The following is a 20,985-nucleotide window of genomic DNA, read 5'->3' on the forward strand; positions in this document are numbered from 1 at the left end:
GATAATTAAAGGAGTTAACGTCGCTTGAAATATATAGAATCAGCTAAAAACACAAACATTAAACAGTGGAAAAAGCTCCATACGAAAAAAGAAAGAACAAAAACGGGGCTGTTCCTCGTTGAGGGAATACACTTAGTCGAAGAAGCACTAAAGAGCGGGATCGTGAAGGAATTAATGGTCACCTCTCCCGATATGCTTCCTTCTCATATCCAACCTGACATTGAGTTATATGAACTGAGCGAAGAGGCCTTTTCTGCCATGACAGAAACGGAAACGCCTCAGCACATTGCCGCGGTCTGTGCAGTTCCAGTTTTTGAAGAAAAGAAGGTTGAACGGCTTCTTCTATTAGACGCAGTACAGGACCCGGGGAATTTAGGCACACTCATTCGGACAGCAGATGCCGCTGGTCTTGATGCTGTGATCTTAGGAGAAGGAACAGTTGATGCGTTTAACGGAAAAACGCTTCGTTCGGCACAAGGGTCTCATTTCCATCTGCCTATCTTAAAGCAAACCCTTCAACAGGCGATTACCGAACTGAAAGAACGAGGCATACCTGTATACGGAAGTGCTTTAAAAGATGCGAAAGAGTATAGAAGCGTAACGGCAGAAGGTCCTTTTGCATTAATTGTTGGAAATGAAGGAGCAGGTATTGATCCAGAGATTCTGCAAATGACAGACCAAAATTTATATGTGCCAATGTATGGGCAGGCAGAATCATTAAATGTCGCTGTTGCAGCCGCTGTTCTTGTTTATCATTTGCGTGGATAATGTTGCAACATGCGTTTATTTTCACTATAATAAAACTAATATTTTAAAAACCATGATAGAGGAAGATTGTTTCAAAAAGCGGCCTTATAGGGAGAATGCATCGTAGACTGAAAGTGCATTTAAGGAATGCTGAAACAGGAATTCACCTCTGGAGTTGTCACCGGGACCGCAGGCTTTGCGTAAAGGTGAACCGGATTCGTTTGATTCCGTTATGTCAATGAAGCTTATTCGCACATGCATTTGTGCTTAACAAGGGTGGTACCGCGACCACAACTCGTCCCTTCTTTTATGGAGGAACGGGTTTTTTTATTGTCTTCAAACGATCAAACAGCCGTTTATCCGAGCGGTTTTGTATATCAAAAGGAGGATTACACTCATGCAAGAAACGTTAAAACAGCTTGAAACAGAGGCGATAGCGAAGGTTGAAGCAGCTAGCTCGCTCAAAGAGGTCAATGACATTCGTGTTCAATATTTAGGGAAAAAAGGGCCGATTACAGAAGTACTTCGCGGAATGGGCAAGCTCTCCGCAGAAGAAAGACCGAAAATGGGTGCACTCGCAAACGAAGTAAGAGAGCAGATTGCTGGTGCCATTGCTGAAAAAAATGAACAGCTGGAAGCAGAAGAAGTGAAGAAAAAACTTGCTTCTCAAACGATTGATGTTACATTGCCGGCAAGTCCAATTAAAATGGGAGCAAGACATCCATTAACGATAGTTGTTGAAGATATTGAAGATTTATTTATCGGAATGGGCTATACCGTTGAGGAAGGTCCTGAAGTGGAAACGGATTATTATAACTTTGAAGCATTGAATCTTCCAAAGGAGCATCCGGCACGTGATATGCAGGACAGCTTCTATATTACTGAAGATACATTAATGAGAACACAAACATCACCAGTGCAAGCACGTACACTTGAGAAATATAAAGGACAAGGTCCTGTGAAGATCATCTGCCCTGGGAAAGTATATAGACGTGACAGTGATGACGCGACTCATTCACATCAATTTATGCAAATTGAAGGGCTTGTCGTCGATCACAATATTAGCATGAGTGATCTAAAAGGAACGCTGGAGACAGTCGCAAGAAAAATGTTTGGTGAAGATCGTGAAATTAGACTGCGTCCAAGCTTTTTCCCATTCACAGAACCATCTGTCGAAGTCGATGTGTCTTGCTTTAAATGCGGCGGGAAGGGCTGCTCTGTATGTAAAGGAACAGGCTGGATTGAGATTTTAGGTGCAGGAATGGTTCATCCGAATGTCCTGAAAATGAGCGGGTTTGATCCAGAAACTTACCAAGGCTTTGCTTTTGGAATGGGTGTGGAACGGATCGCGATGCTGAAATACGGCATTGATGATATTCGCCATTTCTACACAAATGACATTAGATTCACAAAGCAATTCAAGCAGGACTAAGAGGAGGAAATCAACATGTTTGTTTCATATAAATGGTTAGAAGACTATGTCGATTTACAAGGCATCAAGCCGGATGAATTAGCAGAAAAAATCACAAGAAGCGGAATTGAAGTGGAAGCCGTTGAATATAAAGGTGAAGGCATCAAAGGAGTTGTCGTTGGACACGTCATTGAACGTGAACAGCATCCGAATGCGGATAAATTAAACAAATGTCTTGTTGATATCGGCGAAGACGCACCGGTGCAAATTATTTGCGGGGCTCCGAATGTGGATAAAGGACAGTATGTGGCCGTCGCAACGGTTGGCGCGGTCCTTCCTGACAACTTTAAAATTAAAAAAGCAAAACTGCGCGGTGAAGAGTCTCATGGCATGATTTGTTCTCTGCAAGAATTAGGCGTTGAGAGCAAGCTCGTACCAAAGGAATATGCAGAAGGCATCTTTGTTTTCCCGAATGACGTGAAACCAGGGGATGATGCACTTCAAGCACTTCAATTAGATGATGCGGTACTTGAGCTTGGATTAACACCAAACCGTGCCGATGCCCTGAATATGCTGGGTGTCGCTTATGAGGTTGCCGCCATTTTAGGAAGAGACATCAAGCTTCCTGATACGGCGCATGACACTTCTTCTGAAAAAGCAGCAGACTATATTTCTGTTAAAATTGAGGATCAAGAAGCGAATCCACTTTATGCAGCGAAGATCATTAAAAATGTAAAGGTTGGACCAGCACCGCTTTGGATACAAACAAGATTGATGAATGCAGGCATCCGTCCAATTAACAACGTCGTGGATATTACAAACTTTGTACTGCTTGAATATGGCCAGCCGCTTCATGCCTTTGATTATGACCGCTTTGGTTCAAAGCAGGTGGTCGTTCGTAAAGCGTCTGACAGCGAAATCATTCAAACACTCGATGAGCAAGAGCGTACATTGTCATCAAAGCATCTTGTCATCACGAATGGAACGAAAGCGCACGCGGTAGCAGGCGTCATGGGCGGCTTTGAATCAGAGGTACGAGATGAGACGACAACGATTCTTTTAGAAGCGGCATATTTCAACGGTCAAACAGTCCGTCAAGCATCTAGAGACCTTGGACTTCGCAGTGAATCAAGCACACGATTTGAAAAAGGACTCGATCCACAGCGTACGAAGCCGGCAGCAGAAAGAGCAGCTCAATTGATCAGCTTGTATGCAGGCGGTGAAGTACTAAGCGGTACAGTTGAGGAAAATCACCTTGAAGCAAGTATGAATGTCATTCACGTATCAACTGAGCGTGTGAACAAGGTGCTTGGAATGAGCATTTCAAAAGAAGATATGATTCAGATTTTCAACAAACTAGGCTTCACAGTGGGCGAATCAAATGATGTTCTTGTCGTAACGGTTCCTTCCCGCAGAATGGATATTACGATTGAAGAAGACCTCATTGAAGAAGTCGCAAGATTATACGGCTACGATAATATTCCATCTACACTGCCTGCGACAGCTGGCACTGTTGGCGGTCTCACGCCATACCAAGTGAAGCGCAGAAAGGTAAGACGTTTCTTAGAGGGCGCAGGACTTTCTCAAGCGATTACGTATTCATTGACGAATCAGCATAAGTCCACAGCTTTTGCCCTGCATCCAGCTTATGAAACGAGACTTTCTCTGCCAATGAGTGAGGAACGCAGTGTGCTAAGACAAAGTCTTCTGCCAAACTTACTTGATTCTGTAGCATATAATTTGGCAAGACAAGCTGATTCATTTGGATTTTATGAAACGGGCTCTGTGTTCTTAGCAGAAGCTGAAGGAGCAAAACCAGTGGAAAAAGAACATGTCGCTGGTGCGCTGACAGGCTTATGGCATAAAAATCTTTGGCAGGGCGAGAAAAAAGCCGTTGATTTTTATGTAGCGAAAGGAATTGCTGAAGGATTGTTCGAAAAGCTTGGTGTGTCAGACCAAATCACTTATGTTCACGCAGAACGTGAGGGTCTACACCCAGGGCGAACAGCAGATGTTCATTTAAATGGTCAAGTCATTGGCTTTGTTGCCGCACTGCATCCAGTCGTTGAAAAAGAATTGGATTTAAAAGAAACGTATGTCTTCGAGTTTGATTTAACAGATGTGATGACATCTGAAACGAAGGATATGAAATATACAGCGATTCCGAGATTCCCTGCTGTGACAAGAGATATCGCACTTGTTGTCGATCAGCATATCTCAAGCGGACAGCTGGAGCGTGTGATCTATGAAGCAGGCGGCCAGCTGCTCACAGACCTATCTGTATTTGATGTGTACGAAGGGGAACATATGGAAGAAGGCAAAAAATCTGTTGCATTCTCTCTTCAATATTTAAACCCTGAACAAACGTTGACCGAGGAAGAAGTCACAGCTGTTCATACAAAAGTATTGAAAGCACTAGAAGATACGTATCAAGCCGTCTTACGCGGTTAAAGAAAAAAGCTAAGGCCTTATGGGCCCTAGCTTTTTTTATAACATTTTTTTCGCTTTTTGTGTGTTGGCAAAATGCAGCTTTGTAAATTGACGTAAAGCATCTTCACCATGCAGCTTGATGAGCTTGGCGGCTGCCTTGTCTACATGAGGACCGGCTCCTTTTGGAATGTCAAAGCCTGCAGCCTGTGATAATTTGTCCATTTCAATTAAAAAGGCGTACCTTGCGATAATGGAAGCCGCAGCGACGGACAAATGGATGCCCTCTGCTTTTGTACTAAAGTACGTCCGCTCCCGAATGATTTTTTTTCCAGCAAGATGCTTGAAATAAATGCCTGGTTCTGCAAATTGGTCAATCAAAATGGCCTCAGGCTGCTGTCCGCCAAGTTTTTCTAGCACAGAGGTGATGACTTGATTATGAAGCAGTGCCTTCATTTTTCCTTGACTCATGCCCTTTTCCTGCATCGTATTGTACTTTTCATTTCGGAGAACGAGAAGGCTGAACGGAATGGTTTTGATGAGATCCTTGGCAATGTTGATAATTTGCGGGTCCTTTAATCCTTTTGAGTCTTTTACGCCAAGCTCTTTCATTAAAGCAAGCTGGCTGGCATCAACATAGGCCGCACAGACTGTGATCGGTCCGAAATAATCACCTGTACCTACTTCATCTGAACCGATGACCGACATGGAAGCAATGCCGGGCGGGGGACTGTATTTTGTGACAGCAGGTGCTTTTTGACTTTTCGTATCAGCTGCTTGTAAATGGCTGAATTGACTGGCTTCAGCTTCTGCCTTTTGTCCTTGAAAGAGCACTTTCCCAGATCGATAGGCTGTAATCGTACAGCCAGGGACTTTTGCTTGAAAGAGGGCGCCTGGCGGCAAAGTGTCTGTTAAATGGTGCGCATACGCGCTCTTCATCTTTTTGAGGTCTTCTGATGTTGCTTTTAAAACGGATTGGGGCACAGTGGATAACTCCTTTTTACCTTGATATCATTGATTTCTAAAGTGTACCATAACAGGTAAGGGCTCGTCTTTCCATTCAATGTCTAAACATGTTATGATAGAGACTAGGATTCTCGTGGAATGGAGGAGAAACGTTGTCTGACGGCGGTAAAACGAAAACAACAGTTGAGATTTACGGACAGTCCTATACGATCATCGGACAAGAAACGAAGATGCATATGCGACATGTTGCGTCAATTGTTGATGATAAAATGAGAGAAATAAATGAAAAAAATCCATACCTTGATATAAACAAATTAGCTGTACTGACAGCAGTCAATGTCGTCCACGACTACTTGAAATTAAAAGAGCAATACGAAAAATTAGAGATTCAGCTAAAAGAAAAGGAATGAAATTACCGTGATCGATATCATCATTTTGTTTTTGCTTCTTATGGGAACGCTTGTCGGTCTAAAACGCGGGTTTATTCTTCAATTTATTAAATTGATCAGCTTTGTTGTTTCTATCTTAGTGGCTTCCATGTTTTATCAGTCACTGGCACCACAGCTTACGTGGATTCCGGCACCTAATTTTAGCGGCGGTCAACCGCAGCTCGCTTTCTTTAGTGGGAATCTAGAAACAGCTTATTATAATACCATTGCGTTTATCATTCTGTTTATCTTGACCAAAATCCTGCTCGCCATCATTGGCGGATTGCTCACAACCATTGCAAGTATACCTGTGATTAAACAGGTGAACAAATTGCTTGGCGGTGTTTTAGGATTTCTTGAAACTTATTTATTTGTGTTTATTCTATTGTTTGTCGCTGCATTACTTCCAGTAGATGCGCTGCAAACAATGATGAGCAAATCAATGTTAGCAGATGTGATCGTAAACAACACCCCTTACCTGTCTGGTCTTGTCAAAGACCTATGGTCGACGTATGGAGTTTAAAAACTTCTCCTTTCCTGGAGAAGTTTTTTCTCATTCCATGACAGAAAGTTGTAGGATGAAGGGAAAGTTTGTATATTTATATAGGAAGATGCCAAAGCGGCTGGAGGATGAGAGATGAATAAAAAAGATATTATCAAACTTCTTGAAACAATTGCAGTATATATGGAACTAAAAGGAGATAATCCTTTTAAAATTTCTGCCTTTCGTAAAGCAGCAGCGGCACTGGAACAAGACGACCGCAGCCTTTCTCAAATAGATGATCTATTAGCATTACCCGGCATTGGAAAAGGAACCTTTGCAGTGATCACAGAGTATATCGAAAAAGGACAATCAGAAACACTCGAACAATTAAAAAAAGAAGTGCCTGAAGGACTTGTCCCGCTCTTAAAATTGCAAGGGCTTGGCGGGAAGAAGATTGCTAAGCTTTACCAAGAGCTTGGTGTCCATGATGCACAGTCGTTAAAGGAAGCATGCGAAGCGGAAAAAGTACAAGCGCTTGCAGGCTTCGGTAAAAAAACAGAAGAAAAGATTCTCGCTGCTCTTGAGGAGGCTGGAAAACAGCCAGAACGACTGCCAATTGGCTTTGCATTAGATGTGGCAGAGCGGATTGATCATGCGCTTGAACAGATGAAGGGTATAATTCGTTTTTCAAGAGCTGGAAGCCTAAGACGTGCACGGGAAACTGTCAAAGATTTAGATTATATCATCGCGACTGACAATCCTGAACAAGTCAGAGAGCAGCTCGTTGCACTTGATGATGTCAAAGACGTCATCGCAAGCGGTGATACGAAGGTATCTGTCATTCTTGCCCTTGATTTTGAGATCAGTGTAGACTTCCGGCTTGTGACAACAGACCAATTTGCAACAACGCTGCACCATTTTACTGGCTCAAAAGATCACAATATTCGCATGCGCCAGCTGGCAAAGGAACGCGGAGAGCGTATTAGTGAATATGGTGTGGAAACAATTGAAACTGGAGAAGTAAAAACGTTTGAAGACGAGGCTGCTTTTTATGCGCATTTTCAACTTCCGCTCATTCCGCCAGAAATTCGTGAAACCGGAGCGGAAATTGATACGTATAAAGAAAGTATGCAATTTGTAGAGTTAAAAGATATTAAAGGCGACCTTCATATGCACTCGACTTGGAGTGACGGCGCATTTTCTATTCGCGAAATGGCAGAGGCATGTATCGCAAAAGGCTATGAATACATGGCGATTACAGACCACTCGCAATATTTAAAAGTAGCAAACGGTTTAACAAAAGAACGTTTACGTCTGCAAGCAAAAGAAATTGACAAGCTGAATCAAGAATTCGAGCATTTTCACATTTTCAAAGGGGTCGAAATGGATATTCTCCCGGATGGATCATTAGATTATGATGATGACTTTTTAGCAGACATGGATTTTGTGATTGCGTCTATCCATTCGAGCTTTTCTCAGCCAGAGGAAGTCATAATGGAGCGCCTTGAAAATGCTCTGCGGAATCAGCATGTGGATTTAATTGCACACCCAACAGGCCGTTTGATCGGCAGACGAGACGGCTATGCCTTAAATATAGATCAGCTTATAGAGCTTGCGAAGAAAACGGGAACTGCACTAGAGCTGAACAGCAACCCGTCAAGACTTGATTTGAAAACAGAGCATTTAATGAAAGCAAACGAAGCAGGTGTGAACATCATGATCAATACAGATGCGCACAATATCACCATGCTGGATCATATGGAAGTTGGTGTAACAGCTGCAAGAAAAGGCTGGACACCAAAAGCAAATGTCGTGAATACTTTTTCTCTAAACGAGATCAAAAAGTTTTTAACGCGTGACAGGTAGTCGTTAGGAGGCTGGACCATGCTGCAACAAAAAGTGTTAGCATCATTAGAATTTCATAAAGTAAAAGAAAAAGTCATGTCCTATACCGCATCCTCATTAGGAAAAGAAAGAGCGCAGGATTTAACGCCACTGACGGATATAGAAACCATTCAGCATTTGCTGGAAGAGGTAGCAGAAGCCCAGGATGTCATCCGCTTAAAGGGATCGGCGCCATTTGGCGGGCTGACGGATATTAGACGCGGGGTCAAACGGGCAGAAATCGGCAGTACATTAAGCCCGTCTGAACTCATGGAAATTGCAGCGCTGTTATACACTGCGAAAAATATGAAGCACTTTCTCACGTCCCTGTATGAAGATGGTGTAGACATACCGCGCCTTCATACATATGCAGAGACGCTGATATTACTGCCTGAAGTCAGAAAAGAAATCGAAAGCTGTATCGGTGATAATGGAGAAGTGCTTGATCATGCAACTCCGGCGCTACGAACAATACGTACGCAATTACGTTCTTTAGAATCAAAAGTTCGAGATAAATTAGAATCCATGATTCGCTCACAATCTGCTTCAAAAATGCTGTCAGACACGATTGTCACTATTCGTAATGATCGGTTCGTGATTCCAGTAAAGCAGGAGTACCGCTCGAATTACGGCGGAATTGTTCACGATCAGTCATCATCTGGGGCAACTCTTTTTATCGAGCCGCAAGTGGTCGTGGATTTAAATAACACCTTGCAGCAAACCCGTTTAAAAGAAAAACAAGAGGTCGAAAAGATCCTTCAAATGCTGACAGCGAGCGTGTCAGAACATATTGAGGAACTGCTTCACAATGTAAAGGAGCTCCAGACGTTAGATTTTATTTTTGCTAAAGCCAAATATGCAAAGGCAGAAAAAGCCACAAAGCCTGCTGTGAACGATCAAGGGGAGATTTATTTAAAGCGGGCAAGACATCCTCTATTGCCTAGGGATCAAGTGGTGGCAAATGACATTGAGCTCGGCAAAGATTTTTCAACCATCGTCATTACTGGACCAAATACAGGGGGGAAGACAGTTACCTTAAAAACGCTTGGTCTTCTGACGCTGATGACGCAGGCGGGGCTTCATATCCCAGTTGAAGAAGGCTCGGAAGTGGCTGTTTTTGATCAAGTCTTTGCTGATATTGGAGACGAGCAGTCCATTGAGCAAAGCTTGAGTACGTTCTCATCTCATATGGTCAATATAGTGGATATCTTGAAGAATTTGACATCTAACTCACTCGTGTTATTTGATGAATTAGGGGCAGGAACAGACCCTGCTGAAGGTGCCGCGCTGGCCATGAGTATCTTAGATGAGGTGCATCAAACAAATGCACGCGTCATCGCAACGACTCATTATCCTGAGCTGAAGGCATACGGATATAACCGAGAAGGTGTCACAAATGCGAGCGTGGAGTTTGACATTGAAACCTTATCACCAACGTACCGCTTGCTCATCGGTGTGCCCGGACGAAGTAATGCATTTGAAATTTCTAAACGTCTTGGTTTACCGGATCACCTCATTGACCGGGCAAAAGCGGATATGCATGCTGAACATAATGAAGTAGACCAAATGATTGCTTCATTAGAAGACAGCAAGAAACAAGCAGAAGAAGAGCTGCATGAGACAGAAGTCTATAGAAAAGAAGCAGAAAAACTTCATAAAGAATTACAGAGACAAATTCTTGAATGGAATGAGCAAAAGGATAAACTGCTTGAAGAAGCTGAACAAAAAGCGGCAGAAAAAGTTGAACAAGCCTCAAAAGAAGCAGAAGGCATCATTCAAGAGCTTCGGTCGATAAAAAATGAGCATCGCTCATTCAAAGAGCATGAACTCATCGATGCGAGAAAGCGTCTTGAAGAAGCAGTCCCTGAGTTTGACCGGAAGAAAAAGCCAGAGCCTGTGAAAAAAGCAGCAAGACAGCTAAAATCAGGCGACGAAGTGAAAGTGCTCACCTTCGGGCAAAAAGGAACGCTGCTTGAACAAACAGGTGACAAAGAATGGAGTGTCCAAATGGGCATTCTAAAAATGAAAGTAAAAGAAAAAGACATGGAATTTATCAAATCAGCACCTGAATTTAAGCAGGAGAAAGCCATTACGGCAGTCAAAGGAAAAGACTATCATGTATCTCTTGAGCTCGACTTAAGGGGAGAGCGTTATGAAAATGCCTTAAGCAGAGTCGAGAAATATTTAGATGATGCTGTCTTAGCTGGTTATCCGCGTGTGTCGATCATTCATGGAAAGGGAACTGGCGCTCTTAGAAAAGGGGTTCAGGAATTACTGAAACAGCACCGAAGTGTGAAAAATGCTCGTTTTGGGGAACAAGGCGAGGGAGGATCAGGCGTCACCATCGTCGAATTAAAGTAAAAAGGAGAAAACGCATGAAAGCCTTTTGGGAAAATGAACTTGTGGAAATTGCCGCCTATTACAGCGTGGCCGTCCTATGTCTTGTCTTATTTCTAACCATTTTTGAACTCGTTACCTCCTATAAAAACTGGGAAGAGATCCAGCGGGGGAACTTAGCTGTTGCCATGGCAACAGGCGGAAAGATCTTTGGGATTGCGAATGTGTTTCAGCATTCTATTGCACAGCACAATTCCCTTCTGCAAATGATTGGATGGGGCGTATACGGCTTTGTGATGCTGCTTGTCAGCTATTTCATTTTTGAATTTTTAACACCACGATTTAAAGTAGACAAAGAGATTGAGAATGATAATAGAGCGGTCGGGTTTATTTCACTCATTATTTCAGTTGGGCTGTCTTATGTAGTAGCAGCCGGCATTTAAGGAGACGACATGGAAAAGCTAGCAAAAGTATTAATCGTAGTTGCCTGCACTTTTGCGGTCATTGGTGCCGTTTACATGTTCCTGTGAAATGAAGAAGACAAAGTTAGAAAGCTGTCAGGGGTCCCTTGGCAGCTTTTATCTCATCAAAGGCGGCGAATCACATGAAGCAAATTCTGCAAAAAGACGAACTCATAAAGCGCATTGATACTTGTCTCCAAATGACTTCCCTGCCAAGAGACATATATGAACCGTATATTGCACGTCCATTTCAAACGACTGGATTTTTTGATGATTTGAGCCCTTATGTTCAAATCGATTCGAGTGGCTATATCCTCATTCAATATGAACGAGGAATTCAAATGCTGCATAAAAGAACAAAAGCAGCGGATGAAGTCATTTACTGGATTTTAGAAGACACGATCTTTCTCACAGTCTACATAGACATGATGAGGCAGTATCAAGTCGACAACATTCAGACGCATTTACCTAATGATCCGAGTATCCATCAACAGATCGTGGAGAGAGTAAATGAGTCATTTCGTGCAATTGGTGGATTATATGAACAGTGGCATCATGAAGGAAAAAGAGCATCAATCGAAACACCGGTAAAGAAGTAAAGATGTCTTGGAACCAAGCTCTATTTGAAAAAAGCAAACTGCCTTAAGGAAAAGTTTGCTATAATAAAATAGTACGAAAGTTCAGGAAGGAGGGTTTTTATGCAGTCAGATAAACGTTGGCTTCTGCATTACCCGAATCAAATTCCCCACGAACTCACCATCCCAAATGAGACGTTACAATCTTACTTATTCAGCTCCGCAGAGGCTGCACCTGAGCATACAGCCATTCATTTTCTAGGAAAAAACATCACCTATGAACAGCTCAAGGAAGACGCATTGAAACTAGCTGGTCATCTGATGAAAGTTGGCGTGAAAAAAGGTGACAGAGTAGCGATCATGCTACCAAACTGTCCTCAATCGATCATTTCTTATTATGCTGTTTTAATTGCAGGCGGCATCGTTGTTCAAACGAACCCGCTTTATACGGAGAAAGAATTGGCATATCAAATGGAAGACAGCGGCTCAAAAGTGTTGATTACATTGGATTTATTGTATCCAAAGGCCTATAAAATGAAAGCGCTGACAAGTATGGAGCACTTGATCATCACCAAACTACAGGATTATTTACCATTTCCGAAAAACATTCTATTTCCTATCGTCCAAAAAAGAAAAAATAAAATGGTCATCCAAGTAGAGAAAAGTGATACCATTCATCACTTCTCACAAATTATGAGAGAATCATCAGGGGAACAGATCCCGGCGATTGCCTTTGAACCGAAAGAGGATGTCGCTGTTTTGCAATATACAGGCGGAACGACCGGTTTACCAAAAGGGGTCATGCTCACGCATACAAATATTTTAGCGAATACTGAAATGTGCGCTTCTTGGATGTATAAAACGACAAGAGGAAAAGAACGAATCCTTGGCATCATTCCGTTTTTTCATGTATACGGAATGACGACCGTATTAAATCTTGCTGTCAAAGAAGGGCATCAAATGATTCTACTTCCACGCTTTGACGTAGCTGATACCCTTAAAACAATTGAAAAACAGAAACCGACACTCTTTCCAGGTGCACCAACCATGTATATTGCTCTGCTGCATCATCCGAACATTGAAAAATATGACCTGTCGTCCATCACTGCATGTTTAAGCGGCTCGGCGGCTCTTCCTGTTGAAGTCAAACAGAGCTTTGAAAAATTAACAGGAGGACGTTTAGTGGAGGGGTATGGTCTTTCAGAAACCTCACCAGTGACTCATTCTAACTTTTTATGGGGGGCGAACAAAACAGGCAGCATTGGCTGTCCATGGCCTGGGACAGATGCAGGCATTTATTGCGAGGAAACCGGTGGCCTCAAAGAACCATATGAGCACGGAGAGATTATCGTCAAAGGGCCGCAGATCATGAAAGGCTACTGGAATCAGCCAGAGGAGACAGCAGCTGTATTAAGAGATGGATGGTTTTTCACCGGAGATATTGGGTATATGGATGAGGACGGTTTTTTCTATATCGTTGACCGGAAAAAAGATGTCATTATTGCGAGCGGTTATAATATTTACCCAAGAGAGGTCGAAGAAGCCCTTTACGAGCATGAGCTTGTACAAGAAGTCGTTGTCGCAGGCATACCAGATCCTTATAGAGGAGAGACAGTAAAAGCGTTTGTTGTGCCGAAAAAGGATGCTTATATAACAGAGGATGAACTCGATCGCTTTGTCAGAACGAGAATTGCTTCATTTAAAGTACCGCGCGTGTATGAATTTAAAGAATCACTGCCTAAAACGGCCGTCGGAAAAATTTTGCGCCGAGTATTAATTGAAGAAGAAAAAAGAAAGCACGCTGCATCATCTGAGACACCTGTCGATCAATCGAAGAACTAACGACCTTCATCATCCGGTCAAGCGGCCGGATGATTTGAATGATGACTGTCTGCTCTGGTATGATAAAGGTTGAAAAGAAAGAAGAAGAGCTCTTGACAAATCACCCGTTTCTTTTTAACATTAAGTTATGAATGAATGCTCATTCAATTTAGAAAGGGACGAAGCACATTGAAGCAGAAAAGACCGAAGTACATGCAAATTATTGATGCAGCAGTTGTGGTGATTGCAGAGAATGGCTATCATCAATCACAAGTTTCAAAGATTGCAAAACAAGCAGGAGTTGCAGACGGAACCATTTATCTCTATTTCAAAAACAAAGAGGATATTCTTATCTCATTGTTCAAAGAAAAAATGGGACAATTCATCGAACGGATGGAGACAGATATTCAAAAGAAGCCGTCTGCAAAAGAAAAGCTTCTACTGTTGATTGAGGAGCATTTTCGCATGCTGGCACAAAATCATCATTTGGCTCTTGTGACACAGCTTGAACTCAGGCAGTCAAACCTCGAGCTGCGGCAAAAAATCAATGAGGTGCTAAAAGGGTATTTAAATATGCTCGAGTCGATTTTAACAGAAGGTAAGAAAACAGGAGAATTTAGACAAAATTTAGATGTCCGCTTAGCGAGACAAATGGTATTTGGAACGATTGATGAAACCGCAACCACATGGGTCATGAATGATCAAAAGTATGATCTGCCTGCACTCGCAGAAAATGTACATGATCTACTGTTAAACGGAATACATCAATCCTAAAGACAATGTGAAAAAGGATGATTGACATGGAAAAAATACTCAGCCTACATCATGAAGGACAGACAGCGCTCATCACGATTCAGAACCCACCTGCAAATGCCTTATCCTCTCAGCTGCTCACAGAGCTTAATGACATGTTCGATGAGCTCGAACAGAATGAAGAAGTAAGAGCGATTGTGATCCACGGAGAAGGCAGATTCTTCTCAGCAGGTGCTGATATTAAAGAATTTACGACTTTACAGGAAGAGTCTGATTATGCAAGCCTCGCTGATAGAGGACAGCAAGTCTTTGAGCGGATTGAACAATGTCCAAAACCAGTCATTGCCTCGATTCACGGAGCAGCATTAGGTGGAGGCCTTGAGCTTGCCATGTCTTGTGATATCCGAATCGCAACAAAAGATGCGAAGCTTGGACTGCCAGAACTAAACCTTGGCATTATTCCAGGATTCGGCGGCACGCAGCGCCTACCGCGCTACGTTGGTTCTGCTAAAGCGCTTGAAATGATGGGAACAGCTGAACCGATTACAGGTGAAGAAGCATTTACGTGCGGCCTTGTTACAAAGCTGGCAGAAACAGAGGAAGAAGCGCTCGCAGCGGCTAAAACACTTGCAGGGAAATTTGCAGCGAAAAGCCCAAAATCACTTGAATATGTGCTTGATTTATTGAACGCAACAAAATTGTATTCATATGACGGAGGAATGAAGCTGGAAGCCAAAAAATTTGGTGAGGTTTTCCAATCAAATGACGCCAAAGAAGGCATCCAGGCCTTTATCGAAAAGCGCAAACCGAACTTTAAAGGGGAATAAGGGATAAGTACGACACAAGGGGGAGAAATAAATGAATATATTTGTTTTGATGAAGCGTACGTTTGACACGGAAGAGAAAATTTCTATTCAGTCTGGTGCAATTCAAGAAGATGGAGCAGAGTTCATTATTAATCCTTATGACGAGTATGCCATTGAAGAAGCCATTCAGCTTCGCGATGAGCACGGGGGAGAAGTGACCGTTGTGACAGTTGGCGGTGAGGATGCGGAGAAACAGCTGAGAACAGCACTTGCTATGGGCTGTGACAGGGCCGTCTTATTAAACGTCGAAGATGACTTAGAAGAGTGGGACCAATATTCAGCTTCTGTCATTCTTTATCACTATTTAAAAGACAAAGAGGCTTCCTTGATCTTAGCAGGGAATGTAGCAATTGACGGCGGCTCTGGACAGGTAGCCCCGCGTCTTGCTGAATTACTTGGCTTTTCATATGTAACAACGATAACAAGTATTCAAATTGACGGCAGCTCTGCGTCGATTGAACGAGATGCAGAGGGTGATGTGGAAGTCATTTCTGCCGAACTCCCGCTTGTCGTCACAGCGCAGCAAGGACTCAATGAGCCTCGCTATCCATCATTACCAGGTATTATGAAGGCAAAGAAAAAGCCTTTAGAAGAATTGGAACTTGATGATTTAGATCTAGATGAAGATGATGTACCATATAAAATCAAAACAATTGAACGTTTCTTACCGGAGAAAAAAGAGGGAGGCAAGGTGCTGAGCGGCGAGCTTCAGGATCAAGTCAAAGAACTGACAGATCTACTCAGAAATGAAGCAAAAGTCATCTAAACATCCACTTTACGATATCACGAGAACAAGGGGGAGCTTGAAGATGAGTAAAAAAGTTGTTGTACTTGGAGAAAGTCGTGACGGTAAGTTAAGAAATGTGACATTTGAAGCCATTGCTGCCGCTCACAAAGTGGCAGATGGCGGTGAGGTCATTGGCGTGTTAATAGGGGATGACGTCAAAGACCAAGCAGATGAACTGCTTTACTATGGAGCGGATCACGTGATGATTGTGGAGCATCCGCACCTTTCATATTATACGTCAGATGGTTTTGCGCAGGCGCTTCAAGCCATATTAGATCAGGTTGATCCGGATGCTGTGCTCTTTGGCCATACGTCGATCGGAAAAGACTTGTCGCCGAAAATAGCCGCACGTCTGCAGACTGGCTTGATTTCAGATGCGATCGATGTAAGCGTTACCGGAGAACATCTTGTTTTCACTAGACCGATTTACTCTGGAAAAGCCTTTGAAAAAGTTATTTCGACAGACCGTCTGCTTCTAGCAACCATCCGGCCAAACAACGTGGCACCACTTGAACGGGATGCGTCACGAGGCGGAGAAGTCACACCAGTTTCTGTCGATATTCAGAACCTTCGGACGATCGTGAAGGAAGTCATTAAAAAAACGTCAGAAGGTGTAGATTTATCTGAAGCAAAGGTCATTGTTGCTGGAGGGCGCGGGGTTAAGAGCAAGGAAGGCTTTGAACCGCTGAATGAACTCGCTGAGACGCTGGGGGCAGCAGTCGGAGCCTCCCGCGGCGCCTGTGACGCTGACTATTGCGATTATGCCTTGCAAATTGGTCAAACGGGAAAAGTCGTCACACCTGATCTTTATATTGCATGCGGGATATCAGGAGCGATTCAGCATTTAGCGGGAATGTCTAACAGTAAAGTCATTGTAGCAATTAACAAAGACCCAGAAGCGGAAATTTTCAAAATCGCCGATTACGGAATCGTCGGTGACTTGTTTGAAGTGGTACCGCTTTTGAATGAAGAGTTAAAAAAGATGAATATCCACTCGTAACGCTCATACACTCAGAATGCCTAGGTATTCTGGGTTTTTTTGTATGTGATCAAGCAGAAAAGGAGCGGTTGACAAGTGAAGGGGACAGTAAAAGTCAATGACGTGATCGGACGCATTTCTAAACACATTTATGGGCACTTTCAGGAGCATTTAGGGAGAGGGATTTATGACGGGATTTGGGTAGGGAAAGACTCAGAGATTGATCATATTGAAGGGATTCGTACCGATGTGCTAAAGGCCCTTCAAGCATTACATATTCCGGTGCTGAGGTGGCCGGGGGGCTGCTTCGCAGACGAGTATCACTGGGCAAATGGTGTAGGTGATTTGAGTGAACGAAAGCCGATGGTCAATACCCATTGGGGTGGTACGGTTGAATCCAATGCATTTGGAACGCATGAATTTATGGCATTGTGTGAGCTGCTTGAATGTGAGCCATACATTTGCGGCAATGTGGGGAGCGGTTCTGTTCAAGAATTAGCCGATTGGGTCGAATACATGACATTTCCAAAAGGGACACCTATGTCAGACTGGCGCATTAAAAACGGAAAACAAGAACCTTGGAAGCTGACCTATGTTGGTGTAGGCAATGAAAGCTGGGGCTGCGGCGGGAATATGACGCCAGAATACTATGCAGATTTATATAAACGCTATCAAACGTACGTAAGAGAATTTGCAGGGCAGCGTATATATAAAATCGCCTGCGGCGCGAACTCTAATGACGTGAATTGGACGAAAGTATTGATGGAGCGGGCTGCACCGTGGATGGATGGGCTCAGTTTACATTATTACACCGTACCTGGTACATGGGAAAAGAAAGGATCAGCGACTGAATTCGATGAGGATGAATGGTTTATCACGCTGAAAAAAGCCTATGAAATGGAACGGCTTGTCAAAGACCATGGAGAAATCATGGATCGATATGACCCAGACAAGCGAATCGGGATGATTATTGATGAATGGGGGACATGGTATGATCCAGAGCCTGGTACAAATCCTGGGTTTTTGTACCAGCAAAACACATTAAGAGATGCCCTTGTGTCCGCCCTCCATTTTCATATTTTTCATCGCCATTGCGAGCGGATTCACATGGCAAATATCGCTCAGACAGTCAATGTGCTGCAAGCGATGGTATTAACAAAGGACGAAAAGATGCTTCTGACGCCTACGTATCATGTATTTCATATGTTTCAAGTGCATCAAGAGGAAGAAGCGCTTGAAGTGGAGTTCGTTTCACCGCCGTATGAACGAAGAGGTGAAAAAATTCCTCAGGTCAGTGTGTCAGCCTCGCGTTCATCAGGTAAGATGCATATTAGCTGCTGTCATCTGAATCCGCATAAACAAACAGAGATATCCCTTGCCATTGAAGGGATTGATGAACAAACGAAAGTCACTGGACGTGTGCTGACGGCAGATCGCATGAATGCGCATAATACATTCGATGATCCTCATTCTGTTCAGCCAAAAGACTTTCAGCAAATGACTGTAAAGTCCGGCGAATTAACGGTAGAGCTGCCGCCAATGTCAGTGGTCATGATAACTGTCGACCTCGCTTGATTGCATATTTCGATGTTTGATGAGAAGAATGTTGGGGCATCATACATTGTAAATGAAGCGGAAAGGGTGTCATGTCATATGCTTAGAACCATTCTAATGATCATCGGTGCGATTGTTGTTATTGGTGCGATTATACGGTTTGTTTTTTAATTCATTTCCTAAAAAATGATTCGTAAGCATTTCATTCGCAAGTCACATTGGTAGATGCTATACTAAAAAGCATAATTTACATTGGAGGAATGAATAATGGCAATCGTAAAAGCGACTGACGCAACATTTTCACAAGAAACTGCAGAGGGTGTTGTTCTTGCAGACTTTTGGGCACCATGGTGTGGACCTTGTAAAATGATTGCTCCAGTTCTTGAAGAACTTGATCAAGAAATGGGCGACAAAATGAAAATTGTAAAAATTGATGTAGACGATAACCAAGAAACTGCTGGTAAATACGGCGTTATGAGTATCCCAACACTTCTTGTTTTAAAAGACGGTGAAGTTGTAGAAACTTCTGTTGGTTTCAAACCAAAAGAAGCACTTGCTGAGCTTGTCAACAAACATCTATAAAGCGATCCATGCCCAAGCGGCATAATCATTGAAGCGGTTCTCGTAAAGACGAGAGCCGCTTTTCTTTCAACATGGTATAAAACAAATGTTCGTGATACACTAGAAGGAGTGAAAGAGGAAAACAAGGACGGATGAAAATATGAACAAACTAATCAAAGAAAAGCTGTCAGTCCTGCCGGATCAACCAGGCTGTTACTTAATGAAAGATAGACAAAATACGATCATTTATGTGGGAAAAGCAAAGGTATTAAAAAACAGGGTGCGCTCTTATTTCACTGGATCACATGACGCCAAAACGCAGCGGCTTGTCAGTGAAATTGAAGACTTTGAATACATTGTCACCTCTTCTAATATCGAAGCGCTCATTTTAGAGCTGAATTTAATCAAAAAATATGATCCAAAATACAATGTCATGCTCAAGGATGACAAGACGTATCCTTTTATAAAAATTACGAATGAACGCCATCCTAAGCTGATCGTCACCCGCAATGTAAAGAAGGACAAAGGAAAATATTTCGGTCCATATCCAAACGTACAAGCAGCTCGAGAAACGAAAAAGCTGCTCGACCGCTTATATCCACTGAGAAAATGCGCCACCCTTCCTGACCGCGTCTGTCTTTATTATCATCTTGGACAATGTCTTGCGCCATGTGTATATGACATTTCCGAGGAAACGAATAAGCAGCTCGTGGACGAAATCACAAGGTTTCTAAACGGAGGACATCAGCAAATTAAAAAAGAACTTACCGAAAAGATGCAGGAAGCTGCTGAGAATTTAGAGTTTGAACGTGCAAAAGAACTAAGAGACCAAATCGCTTATATCGACTCAACGATGGAAAAACAGAAAATGACGATGAGTGATTTATCAGATCGAGATGTCTTTGCCTATGCCTATGATAAAGGCTGGATGTGTGTCCAAGTTTTCTTTATCAGACAGGGGAAATTGATTGAACGTGATGTCAGCCTGTTCCCTATGTATCAGGACCCTGAGGAAGAGTTCCTCACGTTTATGGGGCAATTTTATGAAAAGAACAACCATTTTCTGCCGAAGGAAATTTTGGTGCCGGACAGTGTCGATCAAGAGATGATTGAGCAATTGCTTGAGACGAACGTTCACCAGCCGAAAAAAGGAAAGAAAAAGGATTTACTTTTACTTGCCCATCAAAATGCCAAGATCGCCTTAAAAGAAAAATTTTCGCTCATTGAGCGTGATGAAGAGCGGACAATTGGTGCGGTGAAGCAGCTCGGGGATGCGCTTAATATTTATATGCCATACAGAATCGAGGCATTTGATAACTCAAATATTCAAGGAGCAGACCCGGTTTCTGCCATGGTCGTCTTTCAGGACGGGAAGCCCTATAAAAAGGAATACCGAAAATACAAAATTAAAACCGTCTCAGGACCAGATGATTATGCATCCATGCGTGAAGTCATTAGAAGACGATATACCCGCGTGTTAAAGGATGAACTGCCGCTGCCAGATTTAATTTTAATTGACGGAGGAAAAGGACAGATCAACGCAGCCATCGATGTGCTTGAAAATGAATTGAATTTGTCTGTCCCGGTCGCAGGTCTTGTAAAAGATGAAAAACACCGGACTTCAAATCTCATGATGGGAGATACACTCGAAATTGTTGCGTTGGAGCGGAATAGTCAGGCTTTTTACTTATTGCAGCGCATTCAAGATGAAGTGCACCGGTTCGCCATTAGCTTTCACCGGCAGCTGCGCGGAAAAAATGCATTTCAGTCTATTTTAGACGATGTACCAGGTATCGGAGAAAAGCGTAAAAAGCAGCTCCTCAAACATTTTGGCTCTGTGAAAAAGATGAAAGAAGCCTCTATCCAAGATTTTCAGGAGGCTGGCATTCCGAAACAGACGGCTGAACTTTTAATGGAAGCATTAAAAAAATAGATTGTACTTTT

Annotated in this window: 18 protein-coding genes; 17 read left to right on the forward strand and 1 reads right to left on the reverse strand. The window is 42.8% G+C overall.

Features of this window, described 5'->3' with window-relative positions:
* The first annotated feature begins 24 nt into the window (after positions 1-24).
* The 3 genes from MHI60_RS13415 (at position 25) to pheT (ending at position 4,609) form a co-directional block, all read left to right on the forward strand.
* Entirely contained in the window at positions 25-768 is a 744-nt protein-coding gene (locus MHI60_RS13415; RefSeq protein WP_144484910.1) for an RNA methyltransferase, read from the forward strand.
* Positions 769-1,144: 376 nt separating this feature from the next.
* Complete coding sequence (gene pheS / locus MHI60_RS13420; RefSeq protein ID WP_039180518.1) at positions 1,145-2,179, forward strand: phenylalanine--tRNA ligase subunit alpha; 1,035 nt, start codon at positions 1,145-1,147, stop codon at positions 2,177-2,179.
* A gap of 15 nt (positions 2,180-2,194) precedes the next feature.
* Complete coding sequence (pheT, locus tag MHI60_RS13425; protein WP_144484908.1) at positions 2,195-4,609, forward strand: phenylalanine--tRNA ligase subunit beta; 2,415 nt, start codon at positions 2,195-2,197, stop codon at positions 4,607-4,609.
* 36 nt (positions 4,610-4,645) lie between these two features.
* Here pheT and rnhC read toward each other — a convergent pair whose 3' ends face one another.
* Positions 4,646-5,569 (reverse strand): ribonuclease HIII, encoded by a 924-nt coding sequence (gene rnhC, locus MHI60_RS13430; RefSeq protein ID WP_144484906.1) that lies wholly within the window; start codon positions 5,567-5,569, stop codon positions 4,646-4,648.
* 134 nt (positions 5,570-5,703) lie between these two features.
* On the opposite strand from rnhC, the gene zapA reads away from it, so the two are divergent.
* From zapA to uvrC, 14 genes are all read left to right on the forward strand, one after another.
* On the forward strand, positions 5,704-5,961 hold the full coding sequence (zapA, locus tag MHI60_RS13435) for a cell division protein ZapA (protein ID WP_012010831.1): 258 nt from the start codon (positions 5,704-5,706) through the stop codon (positions 5,959-5,961).
* 7 nt (positions 5,962-5,968) lie between these two features.
* Positions 5,969-6,502, forward strand: a complete 534-nt coding sequence (locus tag MHI60_RS13440) for a CvpA family protein (protein WP_024423226.1) — start codon at positions 5,969-5,971, stop codon at positions 6,500-6,502.
* Between the two features lie 114 nt (positions 6,503-6,616).
* Complete coding sequence (gene polX / locus MHI60_RS13445) at positions 6,617-8,329, forward strand: DNA polymerase/3'-5' exonuclease PolX (RefSeq protein WP_144484904.1); 1,713 nt, start codon at positions 6,617-6,619, stop codon at positions 8,327-8,329.
* Between the two features lie 21 nt (positions 8,330-8,350).
* Complete coding sequence (locus MHI60_RS13450; protein WP_095409386.1) at positions 8,351-10,708, forward strand: endonuclease MutS2; 2,358 nt, start codon at positions 8,351-8,353, stop codon at positions 10,706-10,708.
* 14 nt (positions 10,709-10,722) lie between these two features.
* Positions 10,723-11,127, forward strand: coding sequence for a DUF350 domain-containing protein (locus MHI60_RS13455; protein ID WP_008345990.1), 405 nt, complete (start codon positions 10,723-10,725; stop codon positions 11,125-11,127).
* Between the two features lie 161 nt (positions 11,128-11,288).
* A complete protein-coding gene (locus MHI60_RS13460) occupies positions 11,289-11,744 on the forward strand; it encodes an immunity 63 family protein (RefSeq protein WP_095409241.1) in 456 nt (151 codons plus the stop codon).
* A 99-nt stretch (positions 11,745-11,843) separates the two neighbouring features.
* Complete coding sequence (locus MHI60_RS13465; RefSeq protein WP_095409240.1) at positions 11,844-13,562, forward strand: AMP-binding protein; 1,719 nt, start codon at positions 11,844-11,846, stop codon at positions 13,560-13,562.
* A gap of 168 nt (positions 13,563-13,730) precedes the next feature.
* Complete coding sequence (locus MHI60_RS13470; RefSeq protein WP_024423221.1) at positions 13,731-14,315, forward strand: TetR/AcrR family transcriptional regulator; 585 nt, start codon at positions 13,731-13,733, stop codon at positions 14,313-14,315.
* 26 nt (positions 14,316-14,341) lie between these two features.
* Entirely contained in the window at positions 14,342-15,121 is a 780-nt protein-coding gene (locus MHI60_RS13475; RefSeq protein ID WP_095409239.1) for an enoyl-CoA hydratase, read from the forward strand.
* Between the two features lie 31 nt (positions 15,122-15,152).
* Entirely contained in the window at positions 15,153-15,926 is a 774-nt protein-coding gene (locus MHI60_RS13480; RefSeq protein WP_144484903.1) for an electron transfer flavoprotein subunit beta/FixA family protein, read from the forward strand.
* A gap of 43 nt (positions 15,927-15,969) precedes the next feature.
* Entirely contained in the window at positions 15,970-16,947 is a 978-nt protein-coding gene (locus MHI60_RS13485) for an electron transfer flavoprotein subunit alpha/FixB family protein (RefSeq protein ID WP_144484902.1), read from the forward strand.
* A 75-nt stretch (positions 16,948-17,022) separates the two neighbouring features.
* Complete coding sequence (locus tag MHI60_RS13490) at positions 17,023-18,501, forward strand: alpha-N-arabinofuranosidase (RefSeq protein ID WP_144484901.1); 1,479 nt, start codon at positions 17,023-17,025, stop codon at positions 18,499-18,501.
* Positions 18,502-18,747: 246 nt separating this feature from the next.
* Entirely contained in the window at positions 18,748-19,062 is a 315-nt protein-coding gene (gene trxA / locus MHI60_RS13495) for a thioredoxin (protein WP_007501629.1), read from the forward strand.
* A gap of 139 nt (positions 19,063-19,201) precedes the next feature.
* Positions 19,202-20,974 carry an excinuclease ABC subunit UvrC gene (gene uvrC, locus MHI60_RS13500; RefSeq protein WP_024423216.1) on the forward strand — a complete coding sequence of 591 codons (1,773 nt, stop codon included), beginning with the start codon at positions 19,202-19,204 and terminating at the stop codon, positions 20,972-20,974.
* The last annotated feature ends 11 nt before the right edge of the window (positions 20,975-20,985 follow it).

It is taken from the genome of Bacillus sp. FSL K6-3200, from assembly GCF_038630485.1.
Lineage (GTDB): Bacteria > Bacillota > Bacilli > Bacillales > Bacillaceae > Bacillus > Bacillus safensis.